This window comes from Eggerthella sp. AM16-19, assembly GCF_003474385.1.
Taxonomy (GTDB): domain Bacteria; phylum Actinomycetota; class Coriobacteriia; order Coriobacteriales; family Eggerthellaceae; genus Senegalimassilia.
Genome location: NZ_QUCY01000025.1, coordinates 1 through 23,315, shown reverse-complemented (window position 1 = coordinate 23,315; position 23,315 = coordinate 1). Strand labels below are relative to the sequence as shown.

Below are 23,315 nucleotides of genomic sequence, written 5' to 3'. Positions count from 1 at the left end.
ACTTACGGTACCGGCGCTATGTTTCCGGCAGTTTTCAGCACATGGAACGTTTCGTTACGGAAGGGGCGAACGCACCGGCGGCTTTTGCGCCCTAACAACGCGGAAAGCCCGCCCCGCTTTCGCGGAACGGGCTTTCCAGGCTTGCACGGCCACGCCTGGCGCAGCCAAAAGAAACAAACCTTAGCGCTTGCTGAACTGCGGGCGCTTGCGGGCCTTCTTCAGACCGTACTTCTTGCGCTCGACCATACGAGCGTCGCGCGTCAGGAAGCCAGCCTTCTTCAGCTCGGCGCGGTAGTCGCCAGCTGCCAGCAGGGCACGGGAGATGCCGTGACGCAGAGCGCCGGCCTGACCCGAGATGCCGCCGCCGTCGATGCGGGCGAGCACGTCGAAGTGATCCTGGGTATCCGTGACCTTGAACGGGGTCTTGGCATAGTCGAGCAGAGCCTCGCGGCCGAAGTACTCCTTGCCATCGCGACCGTTGACGGTCACCTTGCCGGTGCCGGGAACGAGGCGCACGCGAGCGACAGCGTTCTTACGACGACCGGTGCCGTAGTACAATGCTTCATTCGCCATGGTTTAGCCCTCCATCTTGATCTCGGTCGGCTTCTGAGCCATATGCGGGTGCTCGGCACCAGCGTAAACCTTCAGCTTCAAGCCCTGCTTGCGGCCCAGCGTGTTCTTCGGCAGCATGCCCTTGACGGCATGCTCGATGACGCGCTCGGGGTGCTTGGCCATAGCCTCGGCGAAGGTCTCGGACTTCAGTCCGCCCGGATGACCGGTGTGATGGTAGTAGACCTTGTTCAGCTCCTTCGTGCCGGTCACGCGAATCTTGTCCGCGTTGATGATGATCACGAAGTCGCCGGTGTCCACGTGCGGCGTGTACTGCGGCTTGTGCTTGCCCTTCAGAAGGGTAGCGGCCTTGGTGGCAACACGGCCGAGGACCTGATCCTCAGCGTCGATGATGTACCATTTGCGCTCAACTTCATGAGGCTTAGCGTGATACGTCTTCACTGTTTTTCCTCCATGTCCTTCCTGTTACGCTGTGCGACCACAGCGCACAGGGTGTCGTTTTTCAAAAGTGCAAGTCTGTCTGCAGCCGGTTTCCTACGCCGGCGCGCTTCGTCGGGTCTGGACTTCCCTTCTTGGCGCTGCCTCCACCTTGCGTTTACGGGGCTTTTGAAAGCGAACTTTTATAGTCTACGGTTTCAGCCGCTTCGAAGTCAATGGGGCATGTGTGCCCATCTGGGGTTACTGCGCGATTTTCACACGGACTGCACGAATGCGGAAAGCAAGCCGCTACCGGCACCACCCTCCTGCCCGCTTGCTCGCCCGCTGCGTTGCCAGCCCATCGCGCCGCTCTACCCCCCCCGCAGCCCGCCTGCTCGCCTGCTGCGTTTGCTTGCGGCGATAACTTGCATTCTGGTTTACCAATAACCCGGTATTCTGAGGCTTTGATATTATGGTGCAGGCGGTGAGTTTCATCAGGTGAACGGCGCCAACTCCGCCGCACAACCGCGCATACCCGTCCCGCCCGCGCGCGGGACGCTCAATCCGGAAAGGACCGATTCATGCCAATCAGGATCCCCGACCAGCTGCCCGCAACCGAGCAGCTGGAAAGCGAGAACATCTTCGTCATGACCGAGCATCGAGCCATGCATCAGGACATCCGCCCGCTGCGCGTGCTGCTGCTCAACCTCATGCCGAAGAAGATCGAGACCGAGACGCAGATCATGCGCAAGCTGTCCAACACCCCGCTGCAGATCGAGGTGGAGCTGTTGCACACCATCTCGCATGAGTCGCGCAACGTCTCCCAAGAGCACTTGAAGACGTTCTATCGCTCGTTCGACCAGGTCAAAGATAACCGCTACGACGGCATGATCATCACCGGCGCGCCCGTCGAGCTGCACGAGTTCGAGGACGTGGACTACTGGAACGAGCTGTGCCGCATCATGAAGTGGTCCACCACCAACGTGCACTCCACGCTGCACATCTGTTGGGGCGCGCAAGCCGGCATCTTCTACCACTACGGCATCCAGAAGCACGAGCTGCCGAAGAAGCTCTCCGGCGTGTTCAACCACGACGTGCTCAAACCCTCCAGCCCGCTGGTGCGCGGGTTCGACGACCGCTTCTGGGCGCCGCATTCCCGCCACACCACCGTGTACGCCGAGGACATCGAGGCGGATCCGCGCCTGGAGATCGTCGCGCAGTCCGATGAGGCCGGCGTTTACATCGCCAAGAGCACCGACAGCCGCCACTTCTTCGTGTTCGGCCACCCCGAGTACGATACCGGCACGCTGCGCGCCGAGTACGAGCGCGACGTAAACAAGGGCATGGACGTCCCCGTTCCGGCCCACTACTTCCCCAACGACGACCCCGCGCAGGAGCCGATCAGCACGTGGCGCGCGCACGCGCAGCTGCTGTACACCAACTGGCTGAACTACTACGTGTACCAGACCACGCCTTACGACCTGAGCGACTTGGGCGCTGGCGAATAGGGAAACGCCATGTCGAAGCACTACACCATTAAACCGCAGGTCACCCCCTTGTCCGGCAAAGCCGACAAAGGACAGTCGACTGAAGCAGGGCGGCGTTCGGCGAAGGAGGGCACGGCGCCCGGGTCCACATCCGAACAGCCCGCGAACGACCCTTTCATCCGCGCCGAGAACGAGGATGACGACGGCTACGACCCCTATTCGGACCGCCCGCCCACACCCGAGCCCTTGTTCCAGGAAAACCCCTGGGATTAGGGGGGCGCCCTCCTCTAGGGAAAATCCAGCCGGCCAATAAATAGCGATGGGCCTGGAACGAATGATCGTTCCAGGCCCATCAGTTTTACGCCGCGAATCAGGGTGGAGGGCGAGACATCCCGCAAGGAGCGCAGACCAGCGCCCCCTCACGCATTGGAAGCCGCCCTGCCGACTTCCCCGCTTAATCAGAGGACGCACCCTCTTGTCGACGCCCGTTTCGCGTCAGCATCTGCACGGCAAGCGAAAGTCAGCGCCAATCCCCTTGTTGCCCCTACTTGTTCGCCGTGCCGACGAAGATAGGCTGCTCGTTCCAGGCGAGGAACTCCTCGACCGTGAGGTCCTCGAAGCTGCGGATTGCGTGCTCTGCGGAAGCCTGCAGGGCGTCCCACGTGCCGGCGTCATCGCTGTCGTATATGGCCAGCGTGCGATAGCCAGCGCCGCCAAGCGTGCCGATAGCGTATACGGAATCCTCAACACCCCAGGTCAGCTGCTTGGACGTCCCCATGATCTCACAGGCACGGTCCCACACGTCGGGCTCACGCTTCGTGGAATGCACGTCCTCGACCGACAGCACGCGCTCAAGATACGGGGCGAACCCGCAGCGTTGGATGCCGGCCATCAGATAAGGCTTGGGACTTGAGGACGCCACCGTCAGATGCGCGCCCGCCTGGGCAAGCCCCTGCACGAACTCGAGCGCGCCGGGACGCGCCTCGGCGCGATGGCGATAGAAGTCGAGCATGTACTCGTCGATCATGCCGACCACATCGCGGTCGCTTTCGCCCAAGCCGAACTTCTCGTAGAAGAACGCGCCGCACTCAGGGATGCTCATGGGCGCCAGCGCCGCCACGTCGTCGGCGGTCAGCGTGCCTCCCGCGCGTTCGGCCAGCTCGTTTTGCAGTCCATGCCACACGCCCATCGAATCGAGCAACGTACCATCGCAGTCGAACACCACGCCGATTTCGCTTGCATCCATGACTCATCCTTCCCTTGCATTTGCCTTCTCCGCAAGCCTAGCAGGAAGCGCGCCCGCCCGCCAGAACTGCAAACCAACACCCGAACTTGCCCCACGCCAGGCGCAAAAGACCGTTGCCGAAAGGAAGTTCTCTGCCGAAGCGATCAGAGGAGGAGGCGACTCGGCGCCATACGCGAAACCGAGAACGCGAGCACAGCAAGAAACCCAAGCCCAAAACCGAAACCAATCTGAACGCGAAAGGCCGTCCCCGAACAATTCGAGGACGGCCTTGGGGCCCTGCGCGCTGGCGAGGGCCGAGGTCTTGCCATCTCGCGAAAAGACGGATCGCCGAGTGCGCTATCGGCGAGTGCGCATGCGGCGGGCGGCGCCGGCGGCAGCGGCAACCGCCAAGCCGGCGACGCAGAGCAACACGTTCGCAGCCAGGGCGGAGTCGCCCGTGGCAACCAAGGAACCCTTGTTGCCGTTGCCGTCCCCGACAGGCGCGAGGGGCAGCTGCGGATCGCGCCCGGAAACATTATTGCCCGGCTTGACGTCGCTTTTCCAATCGTGCTGCTTGTAAGACGAAAGCGCCTGCAGCACCTGGACGGAGGGCATCGCGCTCGCCTCCTGGCCCTTCACATGCGCGAAGCCCATAGGCTCGACGTTGTAGGCCATGATGGCGGTAATCAGGTTGGATACGCTGTTGGCGAAGCCGTTCACCGTGTTCAGCGGGTCCTTGCCCAGCGCCGTCAGCGCCAGCAACACCTGCGCGTCGGACTCCGCGGAGCCGAAGTCACACGTGCCGGGGCTCATCTTCGTGCGCAGGAAGCCCAACGCCGCCGACACCGCATCGGCGTTGGCGTCCGCATACGGCGCAAGCGCCTGTAACGCGATAGCGGTCATATCCACACCGCTGCCGGAGCCGGCCGTCAACCCGAAGCCGCCGTCCTCGTTCTGGAACGTCAGCAGCTTCGCCACCAGCGCATCCCTGTCGGAGGAGCCGCCCTCGGGCGCCTGGGCGTTCGCCTTGTCGAGCGCCAGGAGCGCGTAGGCGATCTCGTTGGACATCTCCGCGGTGCTCGAACCATCGCGAACCAGCTCGACAAGGTTCTTGCCCGCAACGTCGGTCACGTCCTTACCGAGCGCCGCCATGGTGAGCATGACGCGCTCCGTTTCGGTCAGCGACGCCGACCACACATCCGCGTTCGCCTTGACCGACGCCAGGTAGCGCTCGATCATCGCGGGTTCGACGCCGCGCCCGGCGCACACGAACGTGTACAGCTCCCATTCATCGCCGTACACGAAGCCCGTGGCGGAACGGTTGGCGTCAAGGAACGACGCCGCCGACTCGATGCCCTCGTCCACGAGCTTCGCTACGTCGGCGGGCGCCGGCGCGATACCATCCACGGTAACGGTGAACGTCACCGGCTTGGCGCCTGCAGTCGTGTCAACGGGCGTGCCCGTGACCGTGACGGTGCCGGGCCTGAGCGCGGTGATCGCGTACTCGGAGCTTGCAATGTACAGCCCGTCATCAGGGGCGCCTTCCGCATGCTTCCACTCGCCCGCGACGTCGCGATCGATGCTGATGACACCGTCCTCACTGTACGACCAGGTCATGCCGGGCTCGGTGATGCTCCAACCCTGCTCGTCGTTCTTGCCGGCGAACGAAAGGCCGAGCGCCGCACGCTCGCCCGCCTTCACCGTGACCGAATCCGGAGCCATCACGCCGACCAGCGGGTTCGCATATTCGTACGAAACCTCGCGCGAATCCCTGATAGCCTTGCCTGTTTCAGCGTCCACGTCGGGCAGCGTCACCGTGAACGTGGTCGTGCCCGCCGCATACGGCGTGAAACCGATGTCGCCGGCGGCAGTGTAGGCCGCGACCGCCGGATTGCTGCTGGTCACCGTGAAGTTATCGCGGTTCGTCGCGTTATCGGGCGTCACATGGGGGCTGGCCTTGTCGGTTAAAAACGCCTTCACCCCATCGCTCAGGGGGTTGCGCCCCTGCAGCACGATAGGCTGGCCATCCTCGGCATAGCCCAGGGAGACGCCGGTCGCCGCCACGTTGGCGGAGGTCACGGAAACCGTCTTCGCGCCCAAGTCGGGGTTGTTGCGCGACGTCACCGAGATCATGGCATCGCCCTGCTTCTTGAAGTAGAAGCAGGCGGAGTATTCGTTGCTGTACAGCACGTCGGCGCTGCTGCCCTCGAACGAGAACCGCGTGAAGGACGCGGGCACGTAGCTGCCCTCAGGGGAACCGACGTAATGCACGCGTACCTCGAGGTTGCGCACCTCGGAGCCCGCCACCGTGATGGAGCCGCCCGTCACGTCGGCGCCGTCGTACCAGATCTGGAAATCGTCGATGGGCTGGGCCTTCGCCTGCACCTTGACCGTCGCCACCGTGCGCTGCGTCCCGTCGACCGCGGTCTCGGTGGCCGTCACCGTTCCCGCCGCGTTATCGTAGACGTACAGCTGGCCCGTCGTCTCGTTCACGGCGATGTTGTTGCGGTTCGCATCGCCTGTGGACCACGTCACCGAGCTGCCCTCGGGCACGCCAGAAAGCGAAAGCACGCCGATGAGCCTATCAGCAGCGACGTCGTCGGGCGAAACCTCCAGCACATGGTTATCGCCGATCGCGCACGCAGTCCCATCGTTGGCGGTGAACGTCACCGGGTACACGTCGTCAGAAACGACGTCATCCGGCTCGACATAGCCCGCATCGGCCCCGAAGTACGGGTAGCCGTCCGCCGCCTGAGCCCACACGGCGCCGTTCGAGCCGCGGTTGGCGTTCAACAGCTCCGTGAAGGCGGCGCTGCGCATGTCCTTCGGGTCGAGGGCGAACGAATTGGAAAGCGCATCGATCGGAAACTGCGCGGGCTGCGCCTGATAGCTCGACCAATACGTGTTTACCAGCCTGCCCGCGTTATAGGACGCGAACAGCGCCCCGCCGCTTGCCTCAGCCGTGGAGTAGCAGTTCGACACCACGCCGCCGGCGAGCGTGCGAGCAAAGCCGACGACGCCCTTGCCGGACACGGACGTGGAGCAGTTGACAACGGCACCCGCAACGTCTTTGCCGAGCGGGCCGAACGAGCGACCGTCCGTTGCCTGCTTGAGCTGGCCGGCGAAGCTGACGTTCTCAACGACGCCCGTTGCCGCAACGCCGTCGAACAGGCTGGGCACGCCGCCGCCGTTGGCGAACGTCACGCTGTGGCCCTGTCCATCGAAGGTGCAGGCGAGCGCGCCAGAGGGCCCGAAGAAGTACTCATCATCAATGACGATGTCGTTGTCCAGCACATAATAGGCCGACTCATCCTTCACGTTCATGGATATGAAGTCATCTTGGCTTTTGATATGCTTGGCCGCCGAGGGCACCTCGGTCGGCGCGATGGGTTTCTTCTTCGCCAGCGCAGACTGCGCGCCGGTCAAGGCTTTCACCGCATCGTTGACCTGCTGCTGCGTGGCGTCTTCGTTGTCGATCACCTGCTTGGCGGCGGAAAGCGCAGCAGCGAACGCCTGCCAGCCATCCGCCTCGTAGTCGGACTCGGACAGCTGCTCGGCGGCGGCTACGGCCGCATCGAGCGCGCTTTTGTCCACGACCACCGGCGCGCTCGCCTCCCGCAGCTGCGGGAATGCGCCGTTCGATGCCCACACATAGCCGGCGTCGGGCGCGTCGACGGAAAGAACCTCAAGCGAGGAAGCGCTCGAAAGATCGGCAACCGAGACCTCCCTGCAGTTCTCGTTGACAAGAGAGCCATATCCCATCGACACGGCGCTATCGCCGGCGGTGAACAGACAGTTGCGCACCGCGCCGGTGCTGCCAGTGCCCACCAGGCCGCCCGACATCATCGAATCGATCGAGCCCGCGAAATAGCAGTTCGACACAGTGCCGCCCGCCAACTCCCCGACCAGGCCGCCCACCTCGCCCATCCATCCGGACAGCTTCAGGCTTGCCGTCGACCAGCACATGCGCACGGTTCCGCTCAGCGTTACGGCGATACTGCCCAGGTTGTCCGAGCTTTCGATGACGCCCGAGGACGTCACCCCCAGGTTCTGCACCGTGCCGCTCACGCTTTGCGCCAGGGGCTTGCCCGCCAGCGTGATCGTGTGCCCGCAGCCGTCCAGCACGCCGGCGACCTCAGAAAGCTGCTGACCATCGGCAAGCGCGATATCGGCCGTCAGCTGGTACGTTTCACCTGCGGAAATGGAATCCGGCAGATCAGATGCCGCGGCAACCGCGTGCACCGTTCCTTCGGCGGCGTACGTCGCCGGGGCGTCCGACCCAGTGTTCGCGGCGAACGCTGGCGTCCCCATGAGCGACAGCGCCAGAACGCCCGCCATGGTCGCGCGCAGCAGGCGTCCGCCCGCACGCGGCGTTTCGTTTCGTTTCGGCATTTCATCCCTTTCGTTTCCCCGCCGGACCGCGCCGGCGTCTCTCGCCAAGATGAACGCGGGAAACCGGGACGAAGCGCAAAAGACGAAGGCCGCCGGCAACACGTTCGCCGACAAGCAGCCAAGACGCACGAGACCAAGACGCCGGCGTCATCCCGGAGCCTTTGCCCAAACGCGCAAAAAAGCCGTCCCGCGCAGGCGGAACGGCAAATCAGGCAGCAAGCGGCAACGCGCCTTCGGCACGCACCCCATCACGTATCGCCTGCCGGAGCACAGCAGCACGGCGATTCGCCCCTGTTTGCCACAGGAAGGATGCAGGCAAGCCTTCTGGCTGATCGTCCGCCAAGCGAACGAAACACAGTAACCGCCTTGCCCGGGACTTTCACCCGATTCCCTTGCATTTGCGCGCGTGCGCACCGCACCCTGATCATCTATATAACTGAAGCGGAATTCTATGAATTGCAATGTCCCGCGTCAAGACGCTGTTCACCGTGCACAACAAGTTTCCCGAACAGGTGCGATGAAACCGCCGCACCTCCCGCGCCCGTCTGCAACGTGACTGATGGGGAATTGCAAGACGAGCGGTGGATGGCGCCGATGCGATTGCGCAAGCGTCAACCACCGCCATCGCCGCATGGCCCCACGCACATAAGGCGCTTACCCCACCCCCGAAAACAGCAGCGGCGCCGAACGACCCGTGGCCGTTCGGCGCCGCTAGGCTTCGTTATTCGATTTACCCACAGCGATCGGGCGTGCGTTGCCTATTCCTTGACGCCGTACTGCTCGTAGTACTCGTCGATGGCGGCCTTGATGTCGTCGTTGATGACGACCTCGCCCTCGACCTCCTTGTTGTACAGGCACTCGACGACCTCGGCCATGCTGACGATGGACGCCACGGGGAAGCCGTACTTCTCCTGCACCTCTTTCTGAGCGGTGACCACGCCGCCCTTGCCGACCTCCATACGGTTCAGGCTGACGATCAGGCCCTTTACCTCCACGTCGGCAGCGCCCTTGAGGATGGGATACGTCTCGTCGATGGACTTGCCGGAGGTGGTGACGTCCTCGACCATGATGACGCGATCGCCGTCGTGCAGGTCGGCGCCCAGCAGGTTGCCCTTGTCGGCACCGTGGTCCTTGACCTCCTTGCGGTTGCAGCAGTAGCGCACTTCCTTGCCGTAGAGCTCCTGCAGCGCGATGGCGGTGACCACGGCCAGCGGGATGCCCTTGTAGGCCGGGCCGAACACCACGTCGAAGTCCAGGCCGAAGTTATCATGGATGGCCTGGGCGTAGTACTTGCCCAGGCGATGCAGCTGCTCTCCCGTGACGTACGCGCCGGCGTTCATAAAGAACGGGGACTGGCGGCCGCTCTTCAGCGTGAAGCTGCCAAACTTCAAAACATGGCTCTCCACCATGAAGTGGATGAACTCTTCCTTATACTGCTCCATGAAATCCCCTTTCGTAAAGAAACGGGGCGGGGAAACGATCCCTTTGCCCCGTTCAACCGGCTTCCCTATAAAGTAGCAAATTCTCTTTGATTACGCCAACCGTCGACTCACGGGCCGGCGGTCGGCAAGGGCGCTTCCGACGCCCAAGACCGTCCCGGGCCACACGGGGTAGCAACCTTCAGGCCGCGCCTGCGCAAGCGAAAGACGAAACGAGGCGCCGGAAGCCGCCGATCGCAAACGGACCCGACCGCCGATGAGCGGCCGGGACCGCGCTAGTCCTCTACGCGGATGACGCTGGGCTCGGCGCGCAGGACGTCCTCAAGCCCGCCGATCTCCTCGAGCACGCGGCGCACGCTCGCCTCGCTGGCGGTGTGCGTGACATAGCTGAGGTTCACCGTCTCATGCTGGGCGCTGCCGCGCTGCACCACGCTGCGCACGCTGACGCCGTGCTTGGCGAACACGCCGGCCATAGCCGCCAGAACGCCGGAGCGGTCGGCAACGGAGAAGCGGATGTAGTACTTGGTGCTGAGCTTCTCCATGGGAACGATGGGCAGGTTGTCGGTGCAGGTGCAGCCGACAACCGGCGGGATGCCGAGCGTCATATGGCGCGCAACCTCCAGCACGTCGCCCATGACCGCCGCAGCGGCAGGGCCAGCGCCGGCGCCCTCGCCGAAGAACATGGTCTCGCCCACGGCGTCGCCCGTGACGTAGATTGCGTTGAACACGCCGTTGACCTGGGCCATCTGATGCGCCTTCGGCAGCATGGTGGGATGCACGCGCACATCGATGCCCTCGCGCGTGCGATGCGCAAGCGCCAGCAGCTTGATGACGTAGCCCATGTCGTCGGCGGTGTCCATGTCGAGCTGCGTGATGTTGCGGATACCCTCGGTGTAGACGTCGTTGAGCTTCACACGGCTGTTGAAGGCGATGGACGCCAGGATGGCGATCTTCGCGGCGGCGTCGAAGCCGTCCACGTCGGCGGTGGGATCGGCCTCGGCGAAGCCCTTCGCCTGGGCCTCGGCCAGCGCATCCTCGTAGGACAGGCCGTCGTCGACCATGCGCGTGAGCATGTAGTTGGTGGTGCCGTTCACGATGCCCATGACGGAGGTGATCTCGTTGCTGATGAGGGAATGCTTCAGCGGTTGGATGATGGGGATGCCGCCGCCGACGCTGGCCTCGAAGCCCACTTCCAGGTTCTTCTCTCGGGCAAGGTCCATGACCTCGTCGCCGAAGGTGGCCATGAGCGCCTTGTTGGCGGTGACCACGTTCTTGCCCGCGCGCAGGGCGCCGAGCACCACGTCGCGCGCAGCGGTGGTGCCGCCGATCAGCTCGATGACGATATCGATCTCGGGGTCGTTGATGATGTCGTTGAAGTCCTCGGTGAACAGGTGCAGCACGCCGCGCGCCTCTGCCTGCTCGGGATTGCGCGAGCACACGCGCACCACTTCCATGTCGACGCCCAGGTGGCGCTTGAAATCCTCGCGATGGTTGCGCAGGATGTCCAAGCAGCCGCCGCCGACGGTGCCCGTTCCCACGAGTCCAAGTTTAATGGTCATGTCTCCCCCTTCGAAAGGTTGAAAAGCTGCGCCCGAAGCACCGGGCGGGTTTGGGATGGCTCTGTTACGGATCAGAGGATACCGCAGGAACGCCGGCGTCGCGCGCCGATGCTGCCCACAGGCCCCTTGGAGCCGGCGAGACGACCGCTGATCACGCAAAACCCGCGAAAGCGCGGAATATGCGGCGGGCGGTCGGGCTTGCGGCTGCCGGGTGTGCCCCAGCGCCGCACAAGCCCGGCCGCCCGGAAGCGACTAGATGTCGCGATGATACAGGTCGGCGTAGGTCTCGCGGCGGGTGACCACGCGGGCCTGACCGTCCTTCACGAACACGATGCCGGGACGCGGCTGGCCGTTGTAGTTGCTGGCCATGGTGTAGCAGTACGCGCCGGTGCCGAACACCGCGATGACGTCGCCCAGGTCGGGCGTCTGCAGCGGCATGTCGATGACTACCGCGTCGCCGCTTTCGCAGTGCTTGCCGCACAGCGTGACGATCTCGGTGCGGGGCTGGCCGGCCTTGTTGGCGATAGTGGGCTCGTAATCGGCGTGGTAGAGCGCCGTGCGAATGTTGTCGGACATGCCGCCGTCGATGGCCACGTACTTGCGGATGCCGGGCAGCGTCTTCAGGATGCCGACGGTATACAGCGTGAGGCCCGGGGTTGCCACCAGGCTGCGGCCGGGCTCGACGGCCAGACGCGGCAGCTTCACGCCCAGGCGCTCGCAGTTCTCGCGGACCGCATTGACGGTGCACTCGGCGAACTCGTCGATGGTGGAGGGCTTGTCATCGGCCTTGTAGGCGATGCCCAGGCCGCCGCCCATGTCGAGCTCCTCGACCTCGTAGCCGTAGGTTTCCTTCACGCGGGCGATGAACTCGACCATGACCTGCGCGGCTTCAGCGAACGAATGCAGCGCGAAGATCTGCGAGCCGATGTGGCAGTGGAGGCCCGCCAGGCGCACGTTCGGGGTCTCGAGCGCATCCTTGACGCACTTGAAGGCGAAGTCGTCGAGCATGGTGAAGCCGAACTTGCTGTCCTCGCAGCCCGTGCGGATGTACTCGTGCGTGTCGGCCTCGACGCCGGGGGTGACGCGCATATAGATGTCCTGCGTGACGCCCAGCTCGCCGGCGATCTTGCTGATGCGGCCCAGCTCGATGCGGCTGTCCACCACGATGCGGCCCACGCCCGCCGAAATGGCCTCGCGAAGCTCCTGCGGCGTCTTGTTGTTGCCGTGCACGAACACGCGCTCCATGGGGAAGCCCGCCTGCTGCGCGCACCACAGCTCGCCGCCGCCGGACACGTCGAGGCACAAGCCCTCCTGCGCGACGATGCGCGCGGTTTCCTTATTTAGGAACGCCTTGGAGGCGAAGATGACTTCGGAGTTCTCATAGCGGCTGCGGAACGCCTTGAGGTAGGTTTCCATGCGGTTGCGCATGTCGGCCTCGTCCATGACGTAGAGCGCGGTGCCTTCCTTATGGGCAAGCTCCACCATATCGACGCCGCCGACGAACAGGTGGTCGTCGCACACCTCGGCGGTCATGGGCAGCACGGCGCCCAATTCCATGGTAGTGCGGTTATCAGGTTGCTTGGTGTGATCCGATGGTGCCAAAGACATAGGCGCGCTCGCTTTCTCGCAGTTCCCGGTGTCAAGTTGCAATTGGCAAACTGACGCTGTTCTCAATCCGTTCCATAGTATCAGGCTCGATCGCGCGCCACTGTGTCAACCTGGTAAATTCAAGTGCAAATAGCAACGGCTCGGCAACCCCTGTCGAGCCGTTCCCTGATATGAAAAAGCCCCCGCTTTCGCGAGGGCTTTGCATATGAAGTTATGTTTGCCACGCAGGTGTATTTACTTATGGGAGACCAGGTAGGTCAAGCCAGCGGCGATGGCGAACAGCACCACGAATTCGCCCAGGAGCGGTGCCACGGTGCTACCGAACCATGCAAGGCTGATGGCCGGAGTCTGAGCTGCCACCAGGGTGAAACCCGTCAGCGACGCAGTGGCCGAAGATGCGATGGCGCACACTGCGATAGCGATTGCCAACAGGGCGACGAACCCGACGAGCATGGTAATCGGGGTATGGTTTCCTTGGATCTGTTTCACGTTCGTTGCTGCGTTCATTTTAACCCGTCATCCTTTCTCGCTCGCCTGAATCCGTTTCAGGCTTCGGTCTACTTCACCGTTTGGCAACGTTGGAAACCTGTTCCTTGACAACTTCGTTGCGTTCGGTGCGATTGCCAATCTATCAGGGCTGCGCTAGAAGTGAAGATGTCCGTCGATTTCTTCACTATTCGGACACTTTTCGCCAACATTTTGTGCACCTGCACAAAAGTATGGTCAATAGAAATCCTCTTAACCGATAGGCTATGTGAATATATGTTTCACCAGGTTATCAGTAGGAAATCGATTTTTGCCCCGGCGAATCGGCCACTAAAACACTGGCCGATCAATCTACATCTCATAAGAAAATTGTTCAAGGGTATCTTTTTACTTTTACGTTTTAAAGAGCTTTTTGCAGTGTTCACAGAAGCCCCACCTGACCTTTACGCATGCGGTACAATTTGAGCCGCGAAAACATGCCATCGCAGCGAATCCCGCCCGAATGGCACAGCGACATCCGTCAACGTCACGCAAGGAGGCCAAAAATGGCGAAACCCGAACCGTCCATGGATGAATGGCTCAAGGAAGCGAAGCAGGACCCGAAGGCCGCGCAGTGCGGCATGTTCCTCACGCACAACGGCGTGGCGCGCATCACGCCCAAGGCGCAGGTGCGCGAGGGCGTCGAGGGGCTTGGCGATGTGGCGCAGGTCGACTTCAGCTACGACGCCGAAGGCCTTGAGCAGGCCGTCAAGGAGGCGCTCACGTGGCCGGGCGTCTATTATGTGCGCGTATGGCTCAACGAGGGAGTGCTGAACGTGGGTGATTCGCTCATGTACGTGCTCATCGGCGCCGACATCCGCCCGCGCTGCATCGACGCGCTGCAGCAGCTGGTCGGCAAGATCAAGAACGAGCTAGTGGTGGAGAAGGAGATCTACGCGTAGGCGAGACATCCGGGTATAAAAGAGAAGCCCGCCGGCACAAGCCGACGGGCTTCTCTCGTTATCAGGATGTTAAAGAAACGCCGCGCGTAGCGCTTGCTGCGCCTCTTTGCCACGACGGCGATTCCCAGTGCGGAAGCACCCAGAGCCAAGGCCGCAAGGGCGCTCGGGCGCAGACCGTCCTTGTTAGAGGAATCCTTCCAAGCGATTGTAGCGCTGACGTCGGTATAAGCGGGGACGATGGTGAGCGTGACAGGGACGATGCGGATGTAGTTAAAGCCGCAGATGTCGTCACCAACTACCATCTTGTAGATGTAGCCATCGCCCAGAGCGACATCGCCAAGGCCCGTGCGGCCTACATGCTATCGACTCATTCTGAATATGCCGCGCAAAAACGAAGCCCCCACCCCTAAACTTCGCTTGAAGCTAGGAGCGGGAGGCCTTTCGTTGACCCGGACGCCTTACGGCTTGCCAGCATGCAGGTTGCGCGATTGGCGAAACCTGCGGCTGGTCGGTACGCAAATCCGGCAATCCGCAAAAGACCCCGCCAGTAAAACAGCCATCGGGACCTGCAACCCAAAACGCCCTGCCGGCAAAAGCCGACAGGGCGCTATCGATCCTCAAACGCTGCGCCGGCCGAACGACCGACGCATTCGCGTTCTAGTCCGTGAAGTACTTCACGCCGCTTTCGAACAGGGGCATGAACTTGTTGCCCGGGACGTTCTTGTACAGACCGTCGCCGCGGCGCTCCACATGGCCCATCTTGCCGAGCACGCGGCCGTCGGGGCTGGTGATGCCCTCGATGGCCATGACGGAGCCGTTGGGGTTGACGTCCCAATCCATGCTGGGCTGGCCGGCCTCGTCGACGTACTGCGTGGCGATGCGGCCCGTGACCTCGAGCTGGTGCTGCAGCTCGGGGCTGCACACGAAGCGGCCCTCGCCGTGGCTGATGGCCACGGTGTGGATGTCGCCGGGCTCGCACTGGGACAGCCAGGGGCTCAGGTTGCTGGCCACGCGCGTGCGCACCAGGCGGCTCTGATGGCGGCCGATGGTGTTGAACGTGAGCGTGGGGCACTCGTCGTCCATAGGGCGGATGTCGCCGTACGGCACCAGGCCCAGCTTCACGAGCGCCTGGAAGCCGTTGCAAATGCCCAGCATCAGACCATCGCGGTTGAACAGCAGGTCGCGCACGGCCTCGGTGACCTCGGGGGCGCGGAAGAAGGCCGTGATGAACTTCGCCGAACCGTCAGGCTCGTCACCGCCGGAGAAACCGCCGGGCAGCATGATGATCTGGCTGTTCTTGATGGCCTCCACCAACGCCTTCGTGCTCTCGGCGACGGCCGAGGGCGTGAGGTTGTTGATGACCAGCGTGTCGGCCACGGCGCCCGCCTGCTCGAATGCGCGAGCGGAATCGTACTCGCAGTTCGTGCCCGGGAACACGGGGATGATCACGCGCGGGCGCGCGATGGTGCCGTTATAGGTGAGCGGCAGGCGGTTGTCCACCGTCACCTGCTTCACGGCCTCGCCCTCCTGGCGGTACGGGTACACGCTCTCGATGGCGCCTTCCCATGCCTCCTGCAGCGCGGCCATGTCGAGCTCCTCGCCCGCGGCGATGAAGCGATAGTCCTCAGTGGTGGTGCCCAGCACGACCACGTCCAGGTTATCGGTTGCGGCGGGCAGCTGCGCGTCGTCGGCCAGTTCCACCAGGAAGCTGCCGTACGCAGGCGCGAACAGCGCATCGGCGTCGACGTCGTCGAGCTTCACGCCCAGGCCGTTGCCCACGCACATCTTGAACAGCGACTCGGCCATGCAGCCATAACCCGGCGTGCAGACCGCCAGCGCGGCACCGTTGCCGATCAGCTCCTGCACGGCGTCCATGGCCGCCAGCGCATCCTCGGACGCGGGCGCGATGCCCTCGGCGTCGTAGCAGCGCGGGGCGACCAACGCCACGCGATGGCCGGCGCCCTTGAATTCGGGAGACGTCACGCGGCCGACCTTGCCCACCGCCGTGGCGAAGGACACGAGCGTGGGCGGCACGTCGAGCTGCTCGAAGCTGCCGGACATGGAGTCCTTGCCGCCGATGGATCCGATGCCCAGGTCGACCTGCGCCATGAGCGCACCCAGGACGGCAGCCGTGGGCTTGCCCCAGCGCTTCGCGTCGCCGCGCAGGCTTTCGAAGTACTCCTGGAACGTCAGGTACATATCCTGGCGCTTGAAGCCGGCCGCCACCAGGCGAGCGACCGATTCGACCACGGCCACGTAGGAGCCGGTGAACTGGTCGGCCTCGGTGAGGTAAGGGTTGAAGCCCCAGGCCATGCCGCTGCACGTGGTGGTCTCGCCGCCCACGGGCAGCTTGGCGACCATGGCCTGCGCCGGCGTCAGCTGGTTCTTGCCGCCGAAGGGCATGAGCACCGTGGCCGCGCCGATGGTGGAGTCGAAGCGCTCGGACAGGCCCTTGTTCGAGCATACGTTCAGGTCAGTGACCAGGGCATTCATGCGCTGAGCAAGGGTTTCGCCTTCCCATGTGCGCTCGTAGGCGCCCGCCTGGCCCACATGAACGGCCTGCTGCTTCGGCGCGCCGTTGCTTGCCAGGAACTCGCGGCTGAGATCGATGATGGCCTCGTCGTTCCACATGACGCGCACACGCGCATCGTCGGTGACCTCGGCGACCACGGTGGCCTCGAGGTTCTCCTCGCGCGCGTAACGCAGGAACTCGTCGACGTCGGAGGCGGCGATGGCGCAGGCCATGCGCTCCTGCGACTCGGAGATGGCCAGCTCGGTGCCGTCCAGGCCCTCGTACTTCTTCGGCACCTTGTTCAGGTTGATGCGCAGGCCGTCGGCCAGCTCGCCGATGGCAACGGACACGCCGCCCGCGCCGAAGTCGTTGCAGCGCTTGATGAGGCGCGTGGCCTCGCCGCGGCGGAACAGGCGCTGGATCTTGCGCTCCTCGGGCGGGTTGCCCTTCTGCACCTCGGCGCCGCAATGCTCCAGCGACTCCAGGTTGTGCTCCTTGGAGCTGCCCGTGGCGCCGCCGATGCCGTCACGGCCGGTGCGACCGCCCAGCAGCACCACCACGTCGCCCGCCTCGGGCGTTTCGCGACGCACATGGTCGGCAGGCGTTGCAGCCACAACGGCGCCGATCTCCATGCGCTTGGCCACGTAACCGGGGTGATACAGCTCGTTGACCTGGCCGGTTGCCAGGCCGATCTGGTTGCCGTAGCTGGAATAGCCGGCAGCGGCCGTGGTGACCAGCTTGCGCTGCGGCAGCTTGCCGGGCAGCGTCTCGGACACGGGCGCCAGCGGGTTGGCTGCACCGGTGACGCGCATGGCCTGGTACACGTAGCTGCGGCCCGACAAGGGGTCGCGGATGGCGCCGCCCAGGCACGTTGCCGCGCCGCCGAACGGCTCGATCTCCGTGGGATGGTTATGCGTTTCGTTCTTGAACAGGTACAGCCAGTCCTGCTCCTCGCCGTCGACGTCGACCTTGCACTTCACCGTGCACGCGTTGATCTCCTCGGACTCGTCCAGGCCCGTGAGCACGCCCTTGGACTTGAGCCACTTCGCGCCGATGGTGCCCATGTCCATAAGGCAGACGGGCTTGGCCTGGCGACCAAGCTCGTTGCGCATGTCCATATACTGGTCGAAGGCGGCCTGCACGCGCGGGTCATCGATGGCCACGTCGGTCATCTCGGTGCCGAACGTGGTGTGACGGCAGTGATCGGACCAGTAGGTGTCAATCATCTTAATCTCGGTAATGGTGGGGCAACGGCCTTCGCTCTGGAAGTACTGCTGGCAAAACGCCAAGTCGGCCTCGTCCATGGCCAGCTCGCGGTCGGCGATGAACTGCGCCAGGCCCGCGGCGTCAAGGTCGAGGAAGCCCTCGAGCACCTCGACCGGCTCGGGCTGGGGCTGTGCCATGGCAAGCGTGTCGCGCTGCTCAAGCGAAGCCTCGCGCGCCTCGATGGGGTTGATGACGTAATGCTTGATGGCCTGGACGTCCTGGTCGGACAGCGGGCCGGACAGCAGGTACACCTTCGCGCTGCGGACCTCGGGGCGCTCGCCCTGGCTGATCAGCTGGATGCACTCGCTTGCCGAGGCCGCGCGCTGGTCGAACTGGCCGGGCAGGAACTCCACGGCGAACACCTGCGCGCCATCGGCCTGGGGCAGCTCGGCCGAGGCGACATCGACCTGGGGCTCGCTGAACACGGTGGGCACGCACTGATCGAACAGCTCCTGCGAGATGCCCTCCACGTCGTAGCGGTTCACCAGGCGCAAACCCTCGAGCGAGGTGATGCCCAGGATGCTGCGCAGCTCGTGCGCCAGCTGCTGGGCCTCAACGTCGAAGCCGGGCTTCTTCTCCACATAGATGCGGGAAACCATGGACGTCCTTCCTAGTCGTATGTGCGGATGGCGCGCCATCCGCGATCGGGCGGGGCAAGGGCGACGGCCCTGCCCCGCTTCCTTCCTAAAATGCAAGCGGGCGCCGCGCGGGCACCCGTTTGTTCTCCGTCTTGCTGGGCCGAGACGGGCTGACGGCCTGCTTGGCCGTGCCTACTCGTCCTTCTTCTTTTTGCCGAAGCCGAACAGGCCCTTCTTCTTGGGCTCGGGCTCGGCGGGCTGCTCGGCCGCCTGCTTTTCGGCGGCACGCTGCTGCGCCTTGGCCTTCTTCTCGGCGGCGCGCATCTCCTTGGTGGGGTGATTGAGCACCTCGTCGGCGTACTTCTGGCGCGCCTTGCGGCATTTGCCCATGTCGATGTACAGGGCGGCGATGATGAACACGTAGGCCAGCGCCAAAGTGACGTACATGATGGGCGCGGGCATGCCGAGGTTGTTGCCGGCGAAGCTGACCACGGTGAGGATGATGGCCAGGATCAGGCACACCCACCAGATCTTGCGCAGACGCTTGTACTCCGCGGTGGGCGGGTTGTAGAACTGGCGATCGCGCTCGGCGTCCTTGGCGCGCTGCTGCTTGCGCTCAGCCTTCTTCTGCTGAGGCGTCTTCTTGGTGGACTCGATGCGCACCGAGGATGCGGCCTTCGAGACCGGCTTCGCGGAAGCGGCCGATTTGCGCGTGGCGCCCTTGCGGTCCTCGGATTGGTAGCGCTCGTTCATGGGGTTGCGTTGTGTCATTCTCACTCCTTCGCCCGCCTGCCGGCAGGCGAACCTTCTTCTGCTGCGGTCGCGTGCGGCGCCCCGCATCTCCTCCGGCACGCGAGTCGGCTTGACGCCGGCGCTTGCCTGGGGTCGATCCGGGACGCCGCATGCGTCCTTGCGAACCTGTACTGCTTATGCGGCCCTGCCGGGCCTGGGGCTAGAACTCGAATTTCTTGCCGGAGATCTTCTCGTACGCCGCGATGTACTTCTGGCTGGTGCGCTCGATGACCTCCTGGGGCAGATGCGGCGGGTTGCCCTGACGGTCCCAGTTGGCGTTGAGCCAGTCGCGCACGTACTGCTTGTCGAAGCTGGCCTGGTCGCGACCCGGCTCGTAGGCGTCGCCCGGCCAGAAGCGGCTGGAGTCGGGCGTGAGCACCTCGTCGGCCAGGATGATCTGGCCGTCGATAACGCCGAACTCGAACTTCGTGTCGGCGATGATGATGCCGTTCTCGGCGGCATGGTCGCGAGCGACGGAGTACACCTTGATGGCCAGGTCGCGCAGCTGCGTGGCGGCATCCTCGCCGAGAATCTCCGCGCAGCGCTCGAAGCTGATGTTCTCATCATGGTCGCCGATCTCGGCCTTCGTGGAGGGCGTGAAGATGGGCTCGGGAAGCTTGGAGGAGTTCACCAGGCCCTCGGGCAGTTGGATGCCGCACACGGTGCCCTGCTTCTGGTACTCCTTCAGGCCGCTGCCGGCAAGATAGCCGCGCACGATGCACTCGACGGGGAACATCTCGGCCTTCTTCACCAGCATGAAGCGGCCGCGCAGGTAGTCGGCGTAGGGCTTGAACTGCTCGGGCAGGTCGGCCACGTCGGCGCTGATCAGGTGGTTGCCAATGACGTCCTTGAGCTGCTCGAGCCAGAACAGCGAGATCTGCGTGAGCACCGCGCCCTTGTGCGGGATCTCGTCCTCCAGGATGTAATCGAACGCCGAGATGCGGTCGGTGGCCACCATCAGCAGCTTGTCGCCCAGGTCGTAGATGTCGCGCACCTTGCCCTGTGCGTCCGGCTTGATATCGATTCCGCTCATGCCTGCTTATCCTTTCCCCATGAGAGTTGCGCCGGGCGCGGGCGGCGCCCAGCCGGCATTTGCGCGCCGTTTGCGGCGTGACTGTATTGTTGCCATTATCGTCTATTTTCCGTCGTCGTGCGACCGCCCGAACGGTATCCCCGTTTTCTGCGCATGTTGCTGCGCGCGTTGCTGCTCCTTCTGCTGCCGCTGCGCCTCGCGCTGCTGCTGGCGCTGTTGCAGCTGCTGCTCGCGCTGCTGCTGTTGCTGTTGGCGCTGCTGCTGGCGCTGCTCGCGCTGCTCGTCGCCCTCGTAGTACAGCGGCAGGTTGATGGTGAAGCAGGCGCCCACGCCCTTCTCGCCCTCGACGTCCACGTAGCCGTTGTGGCGGTCGACGATCTCCTTCACCACGGAAAGGCCGATGCCCAGGCCGCCGCTCTCGCGCGTGCGGCCGGCGTCCGCGCGCCAGAAGCGGGAGAACACCATCTTCGCCTCGTCGGGCGAAAGGCCGATGCCCGTGTCGCGCACGGCGATGGCGCACATGCCCTCGTGGCTGGAAACGCTAACGGTGATGGTGCCGCCCTCGGGCGTATAGCGCACTGCATTGGAGATGAGGTTGGCCGTGGCCTGGCGGATCATGTCCGCATCGCCGCGCACGCGCACGCCGCGCTCCACCTCGTAGATGAGCTTGAGGCCCGAGTCGGACACATAGGCCTCGTGCGTGGCGATGATGCCGCTGATGAGGTCGCCCACCTCGAGCACTTCCTTCTTCATGGGCGTGCTGCGGTTTTCCAAGCGCGAAAGCTTCAGGATGGCGTCGACCAGGCGGCTTAGGCGTTTGACCTCGCCGTTCACCGTCTCAAGGCGCTCCTCGTCGGCATCGAACACGCCGTCGACCATGGCCTCGACCGTTGCCTGGATGGCCATGAGCGGCGTGCGCAGCTCGTGCGCGACGTCGGTGGTCAGGCGGCGTTCGAGCTTGCGGTCGCGCTCGATGGAGTCGGCCATCTCGTCGAAGGTCATGCCCAGGCGCGCGATCTCGTCCTCGCCGCGGATGCCCGTGCGCGCCGACAGGTCGCCTTCCTTGATGGCGCGGGCAGTCTGCGCCATGGTGTTGACGGGACGCACCAGCGTGCGCGCGAACAGGAAGCCGATGCACGACGCCAGCACGATGGCCAGCACCGTTGCGAACACCATGGCCTGATAAGAGTTGTTGGAGAACTGCTCATCGGCCTGCGTGAGCAGGGTTTCGCTTCCGTACACCCAGATGCGCACGGACCCCACGGCCGCGCCGCCGTACTCGATGGGCGCGCTGGCGAACTGCTGGCTGGCGCTGACCGGCGGCGCCAGGGTGCGCCCGCTGTCCGAGCTCGGCGACATGCCCGCGCCCGATTCGCTTCGGGACGTGCCCGTGCCGTCGGCGATGGTGACGGCCGAGGAATCGTACACGGCCTTGCCCGTGGTGTTGTCGATGACGGCCACGCCCACGCCGCTGTTCAGGCTTTCGGCGTACTTCGCCACGGCCTCGACCTGCGGGTCGTGCAGGGTGTGGGAGGTGCTGTACACCTCCTCGATGCGCGTTGCCGTGCTTTCGGCGAGCGACTCCATGTTCTCCTGCGTGTAGGTATGGAAGTGCTGCTGCCAGACGAACGACAGCACGCCGATGGCCACCATGGCGGTCATGGCGGCGATCAGGGCGAACGCCATGGTCATGCGCGTGGTGTACGTCAGGCTGTTCCACCAGTTCACCACGCCCTGGTACGGCTTGCGCCTTTTCTTTTCCTCGGAGGGACGCTCAACCACGACCGGCCCCGTGGTGGCGGAGCCGGTCGAAGGAGCGTCTTGCGTTGTGTTGGTATCGGTATCCACGTGGGCTCGCGGCCTTTCTTCTGGGAAGGGAGGCGCGGCCGAGCGCTGGCGGCCGCGCGGCGGCTAGCTTACTGACCCTGCTTGGTGGGGTCTTCGAAGCGGTAGCCCACGCCGTGCACGGTGTGCAGCCACTTGGGGTTGCGCGGGTTGTCGCCGATCTTGGCGCGCAGGTTCTTCACATGGGAGTCGATGGTGCGCTCGTAGCCCTCGAAGTCGTAGCCGAGCACCTTCTCGACCAGCTCCATACGGGAGTACACGCGGCCCGGGTAACGGGACAGCGTGGTGAGCAGCTTGAACTCGCTGGCCGTGAGGTCGATTTCCTTGCCGGAGACCATGACCTTGTGGCCGGACACGTCGATGGTGAGCTCGCCGAACTCGAGCACCTCGCGCTGAGGCTCGGAATCGGCGTGCACGCGGCGCAGCAGCGCGCGGGCGCGGGCGACCAGCTCGCGCGGGCTGAACGGCTTGACCAGGTAGTCGTCGGCGCCCAGCTCCAGGCCGATGATGCGATCCTCGACCTCGCCCTTGGCGGTGAGCATGATGATGGGCACGTCGGAGTTGTCGCGGATGGCGCGGCAGACGCGCTCGCCGGGAACGCGCGGGAGCATGAGGTCGAGGATGACCAGGTCGAAGTGGTGCTTGGAGAATTCCTCCAACGCCTCCTGGCCGTCGCCGACGGCGGTTACCCAATAGTTCTCGCGCTCAAGATATGCGGTTACGGCATCGCGGATGGCCTTCTCGTCCTCCACCAGCAGGATGCGCCTGGTTTCGTTGCTCATGGTTCACTCCTTAGGAAGCTGCTTTCCATGCTTTGTCACCTCGCACGCACGTCCCCTTTGCGCGGCCGTGCGGGTGAAGGGTGTTTGGGTTTATTGTAACAAGTCAAGTCAAACACCCTCGCGCCTGTAGGCGAAATGACATAATTACCGCCATGGCAACCCAAAGGACACCACAGGGCGGCGCAGGCCGCCAACCCTCCCGAGCAACCCGCACGAGCAGACGAGCCGCGCAGCCGGCCCGCCCCTTGCGCGGCGCCTCCGCACGCCCGCGTACCGCCGGTCGCGGCGTTTCCGCACATGGGACGGCGAAAAGCACGGCCCCGCGCACAGCTTCCGCACCCCGGGCGGCCGGCAAGGCGGGCGCCCAGGCGGCACGCACCGCG

The 23,315-nt window shown here is 64.3% G+C and carries 17 protein-coding genes; 3 read left to right on the top strand and 14 right to left on the bottom strand.

The window, feature by feature from the left end; translation table 11 throughout:
• Positions 1-180 precede the first annotated feature (180 nt).
• Both rpsI and rplM read right to left on the bottom strand, forming a co-directional pair.
• Entirely contained in the window at positions 181-573 is a 393-nt protein-coding gene (gene rpsI / locus DW178_RS09360; protein ID WP_042432566.1) for a 30S ribosomal protein S9, read from the bottom strand.
• A 3-nt stretch (positions 574-576) separates the two neighbouring features.
• A complete protein-coding gene (gene rplM, locus DW178_RS09355) occupies positions 577-1,011 on the bottom strand; it encodes a 50S ribosomal protein L13 (protein ID WP_114620138.1) in 435 nt (144 codons plus the stop codon).
• Between the two features lie 557 nt (positions 1,012-1,568).
• Here rplM and metA point away from each other — a divergent pair.
• Both metA and DW178_RS09345 read left to right on the top strand, forming a co-directional pair.
• Entirely contained in the window at positions 1,569-2,495 is a 927-nt protein-coding gene (metA, locus tag DW178_RS09350) for a homoserine O-acetyltransferase MetA (protein WP_118350870.1), read from the top strand.
• Positions 2,496-2,504: 9 nt separating this feature from the next.
• The gene (locus DW178_RS09345) at positions 2,505-2,747 is read left to right on the top strand and encodes a hypothetical protein (RefSeq protein WP_118350868.1); all 243 of its coding nucleotides are present in this window, start codon (positions 2,505-2,507) and stop codon (positions 2,745-2,747) included.
• A 271-nt stretch (positions 2,748-3,018) separates the two neighbouring features.
• On the opposite strand, the gene DW178_RS09340 is transcribed toward DW178_RS09345, so the two are convergent.
• The 6 genes from DW178_RS09340 to DW178_RS09315 all read right to left on the bottom strand — a co-directional run bounded on the left by DW178_RS09340 (position 3,019) and on the right by DW178_RS09315 (position 13,204).
• Positions 3,019-3,720 carry an HAD family hydrolase gene (locus tag DW178_RS09340; RefSeq protein ID WP_118350865.1) on the bottom strand — a complete coding sequence of 234 codons (702 nt, stop codon included), beginning with the start codon at positions 3,718-3,720 and terminating at the stop codon, positions 3,019-3,021.
• 336 nt (positions 3,721-4,056) lie between these two features.
• A complete protein-coding gene (locus tag DW178_RS09335; protein ID WP_118350862.1) occupies positions 4,057-8,091 on the bottom strand; it encodes a prenyltransferase/squalene oxidase repeat-containing protein in 4,035 nt (1,344 codons plus the stop codon).
• Positions 8,092-8,849: 758 nt separating this feature from the next.
• On the bottom strand, positions 8,850-9,533 hold the full coding sequence (pyrE, locus tag DW178_RS09330; RefSeq protein WP_118350860.1) for an orotate phosphoribosyltransferase: 684 nt from the start codon (positions 9,531-9,533) through the stop codon (positions 8,850-8,852).
• Positions 9,534-9,805: 272 nt separating this feature from the next.
• Positions 9,806-11,089 (bottom strand): homoserine dehydrogenase, encoded by a 1,284-nt coding sequence (locus DW178_RS09325; RefSeq protein ID WP_118350858.1) that lies wholly within the window; start codon positions 11,087-11,089, stop codon positions 9,806-9,808.
• A 252-nt stretch (positions 11,090-11,341) separates the two neighbouring features.
• Complete coding sequence (gene lysA / locus DW178_RS09320) at positions 11,342-12,697, bottom strand: diaminopimelate decarboxylase (protein ID WP_118350855.1); 1,356 nt, start codon at positions 12,695-12,697, stop codon at positions 11,342-11,344.
• A 234-nt stretch (positions 12,698-12,931) separates the two neighbouring features.
• On the bottom strand, positions 12,932-13,204 hold the full coding sequence (locus DW178_RS09315) for a hypothetical protein (protein WP_114620131.1): 273 nt from the start codon (positions 13,202-13,204) through the stop codon (positions 12,932-12,934).
• Between the two features lie 524 nt (positions 13,205-13,728).
• On the opposite strand from DW178_RS09315, the gene DW178_RS09310 reads away from it, so the two are divergent.
• Entirely contained in the window at positions 13,729-14,124 is a 396-nt protein-coding gene (locus DW178_RS09310) for a molybdenum cofactor biosynthesis protein MoaE (RefSeq protein ID WP_118350852.1), read from the top strand.
• On the opposite strand, the gene DW178_RS09305 is transcribed toward DW178_RS09310, so the two are convergent.
• The 6 genes from DW178_RS09305 to DW178_RS09280 all read right to left on the bottom strand — a co-directional run bounded on the left by DW178_RS09305 (position 14,115) and on the right by DW178_RS09280 (position 22,932).
• Positions 14,115-14,426 (bottom strand): hypothetical protein, encoded by a 312-nt coding sequence (locus DW178_RS09305; protein ID WP_118350849.1) that lies wholly within the window; start codon positions 14,424-14,426, stop codon positions 14,115-14,117. The two genes, DW178_RS09310 and DW178_RS09305, sit on opposite strands and share 10 nt — an antisense overlap.
• 355 nt (positions 14,427-14,781) lie before the next feature.
• The gene (locus tag DW178_RS09300; protein ID WP_118350846.1) at positions 14,782-18,501 is read right to left on the bottom strand and encodes a phosphoribosylformylglycinamidine synthase; all 3,720 of its coding nucleotides are present in this window, start codon (positions 18,499-18,501) and stop codon (positions 14,782-14,784) included.
• A gap of 171 nt (positions 18,502-18,672) precedes the next feature.
• The gene (locus DW178_RS09295; RefSeq protein ID WP_118350843.1) at positions 18,673-19,251 is read right to left on the bottom strand and encodes a hypothetical protein; all 579 of its coding nucleotides are present in this window, start codon (positions 19,249-19,251) and stop codon (positions 18,673-18,675) included.
• Positions 19,252-19,432: 181 nt separating this feature from the next.
• Positions 19,433-20,305 carry a phosphoribosylaminoimidazolesuccinocarboxamide synthase gene (locus DW178_RS09290; protein ID WP_042432519.1) on the bottom strand — a complete coding sequence of 291 codons (873 nt, stop codon included), beginning with the start codon at positions 20,303-20,305 and terminating at the stop codon, positions 19,433-19,435.
• A gap of 102 nt (positions 20,306-20,407) precedes the next feature.
• Complete coding sequence (locus DW178_RS09285) at positions 20,408-22,153, bottom strand: sensor histidine kinase (RefSeq protein ID WP_118350840.1); 1,746 nt, start codon at positions 22,151-22,153, stop codon at positions 20,408-20,410.
• Positions 22,154-22,221: 68 nt separating this feature from the next.
• Entirely contained in the window at positions 22,222-22,932 is a 711-nt protein-coding gene (locus DW178_RS09280) for a response regulator (protein ID WP_042432516.1), read from the bottom strand.
• Positions 22,933-23,315 lie beyond the last annotated feature (383 nt).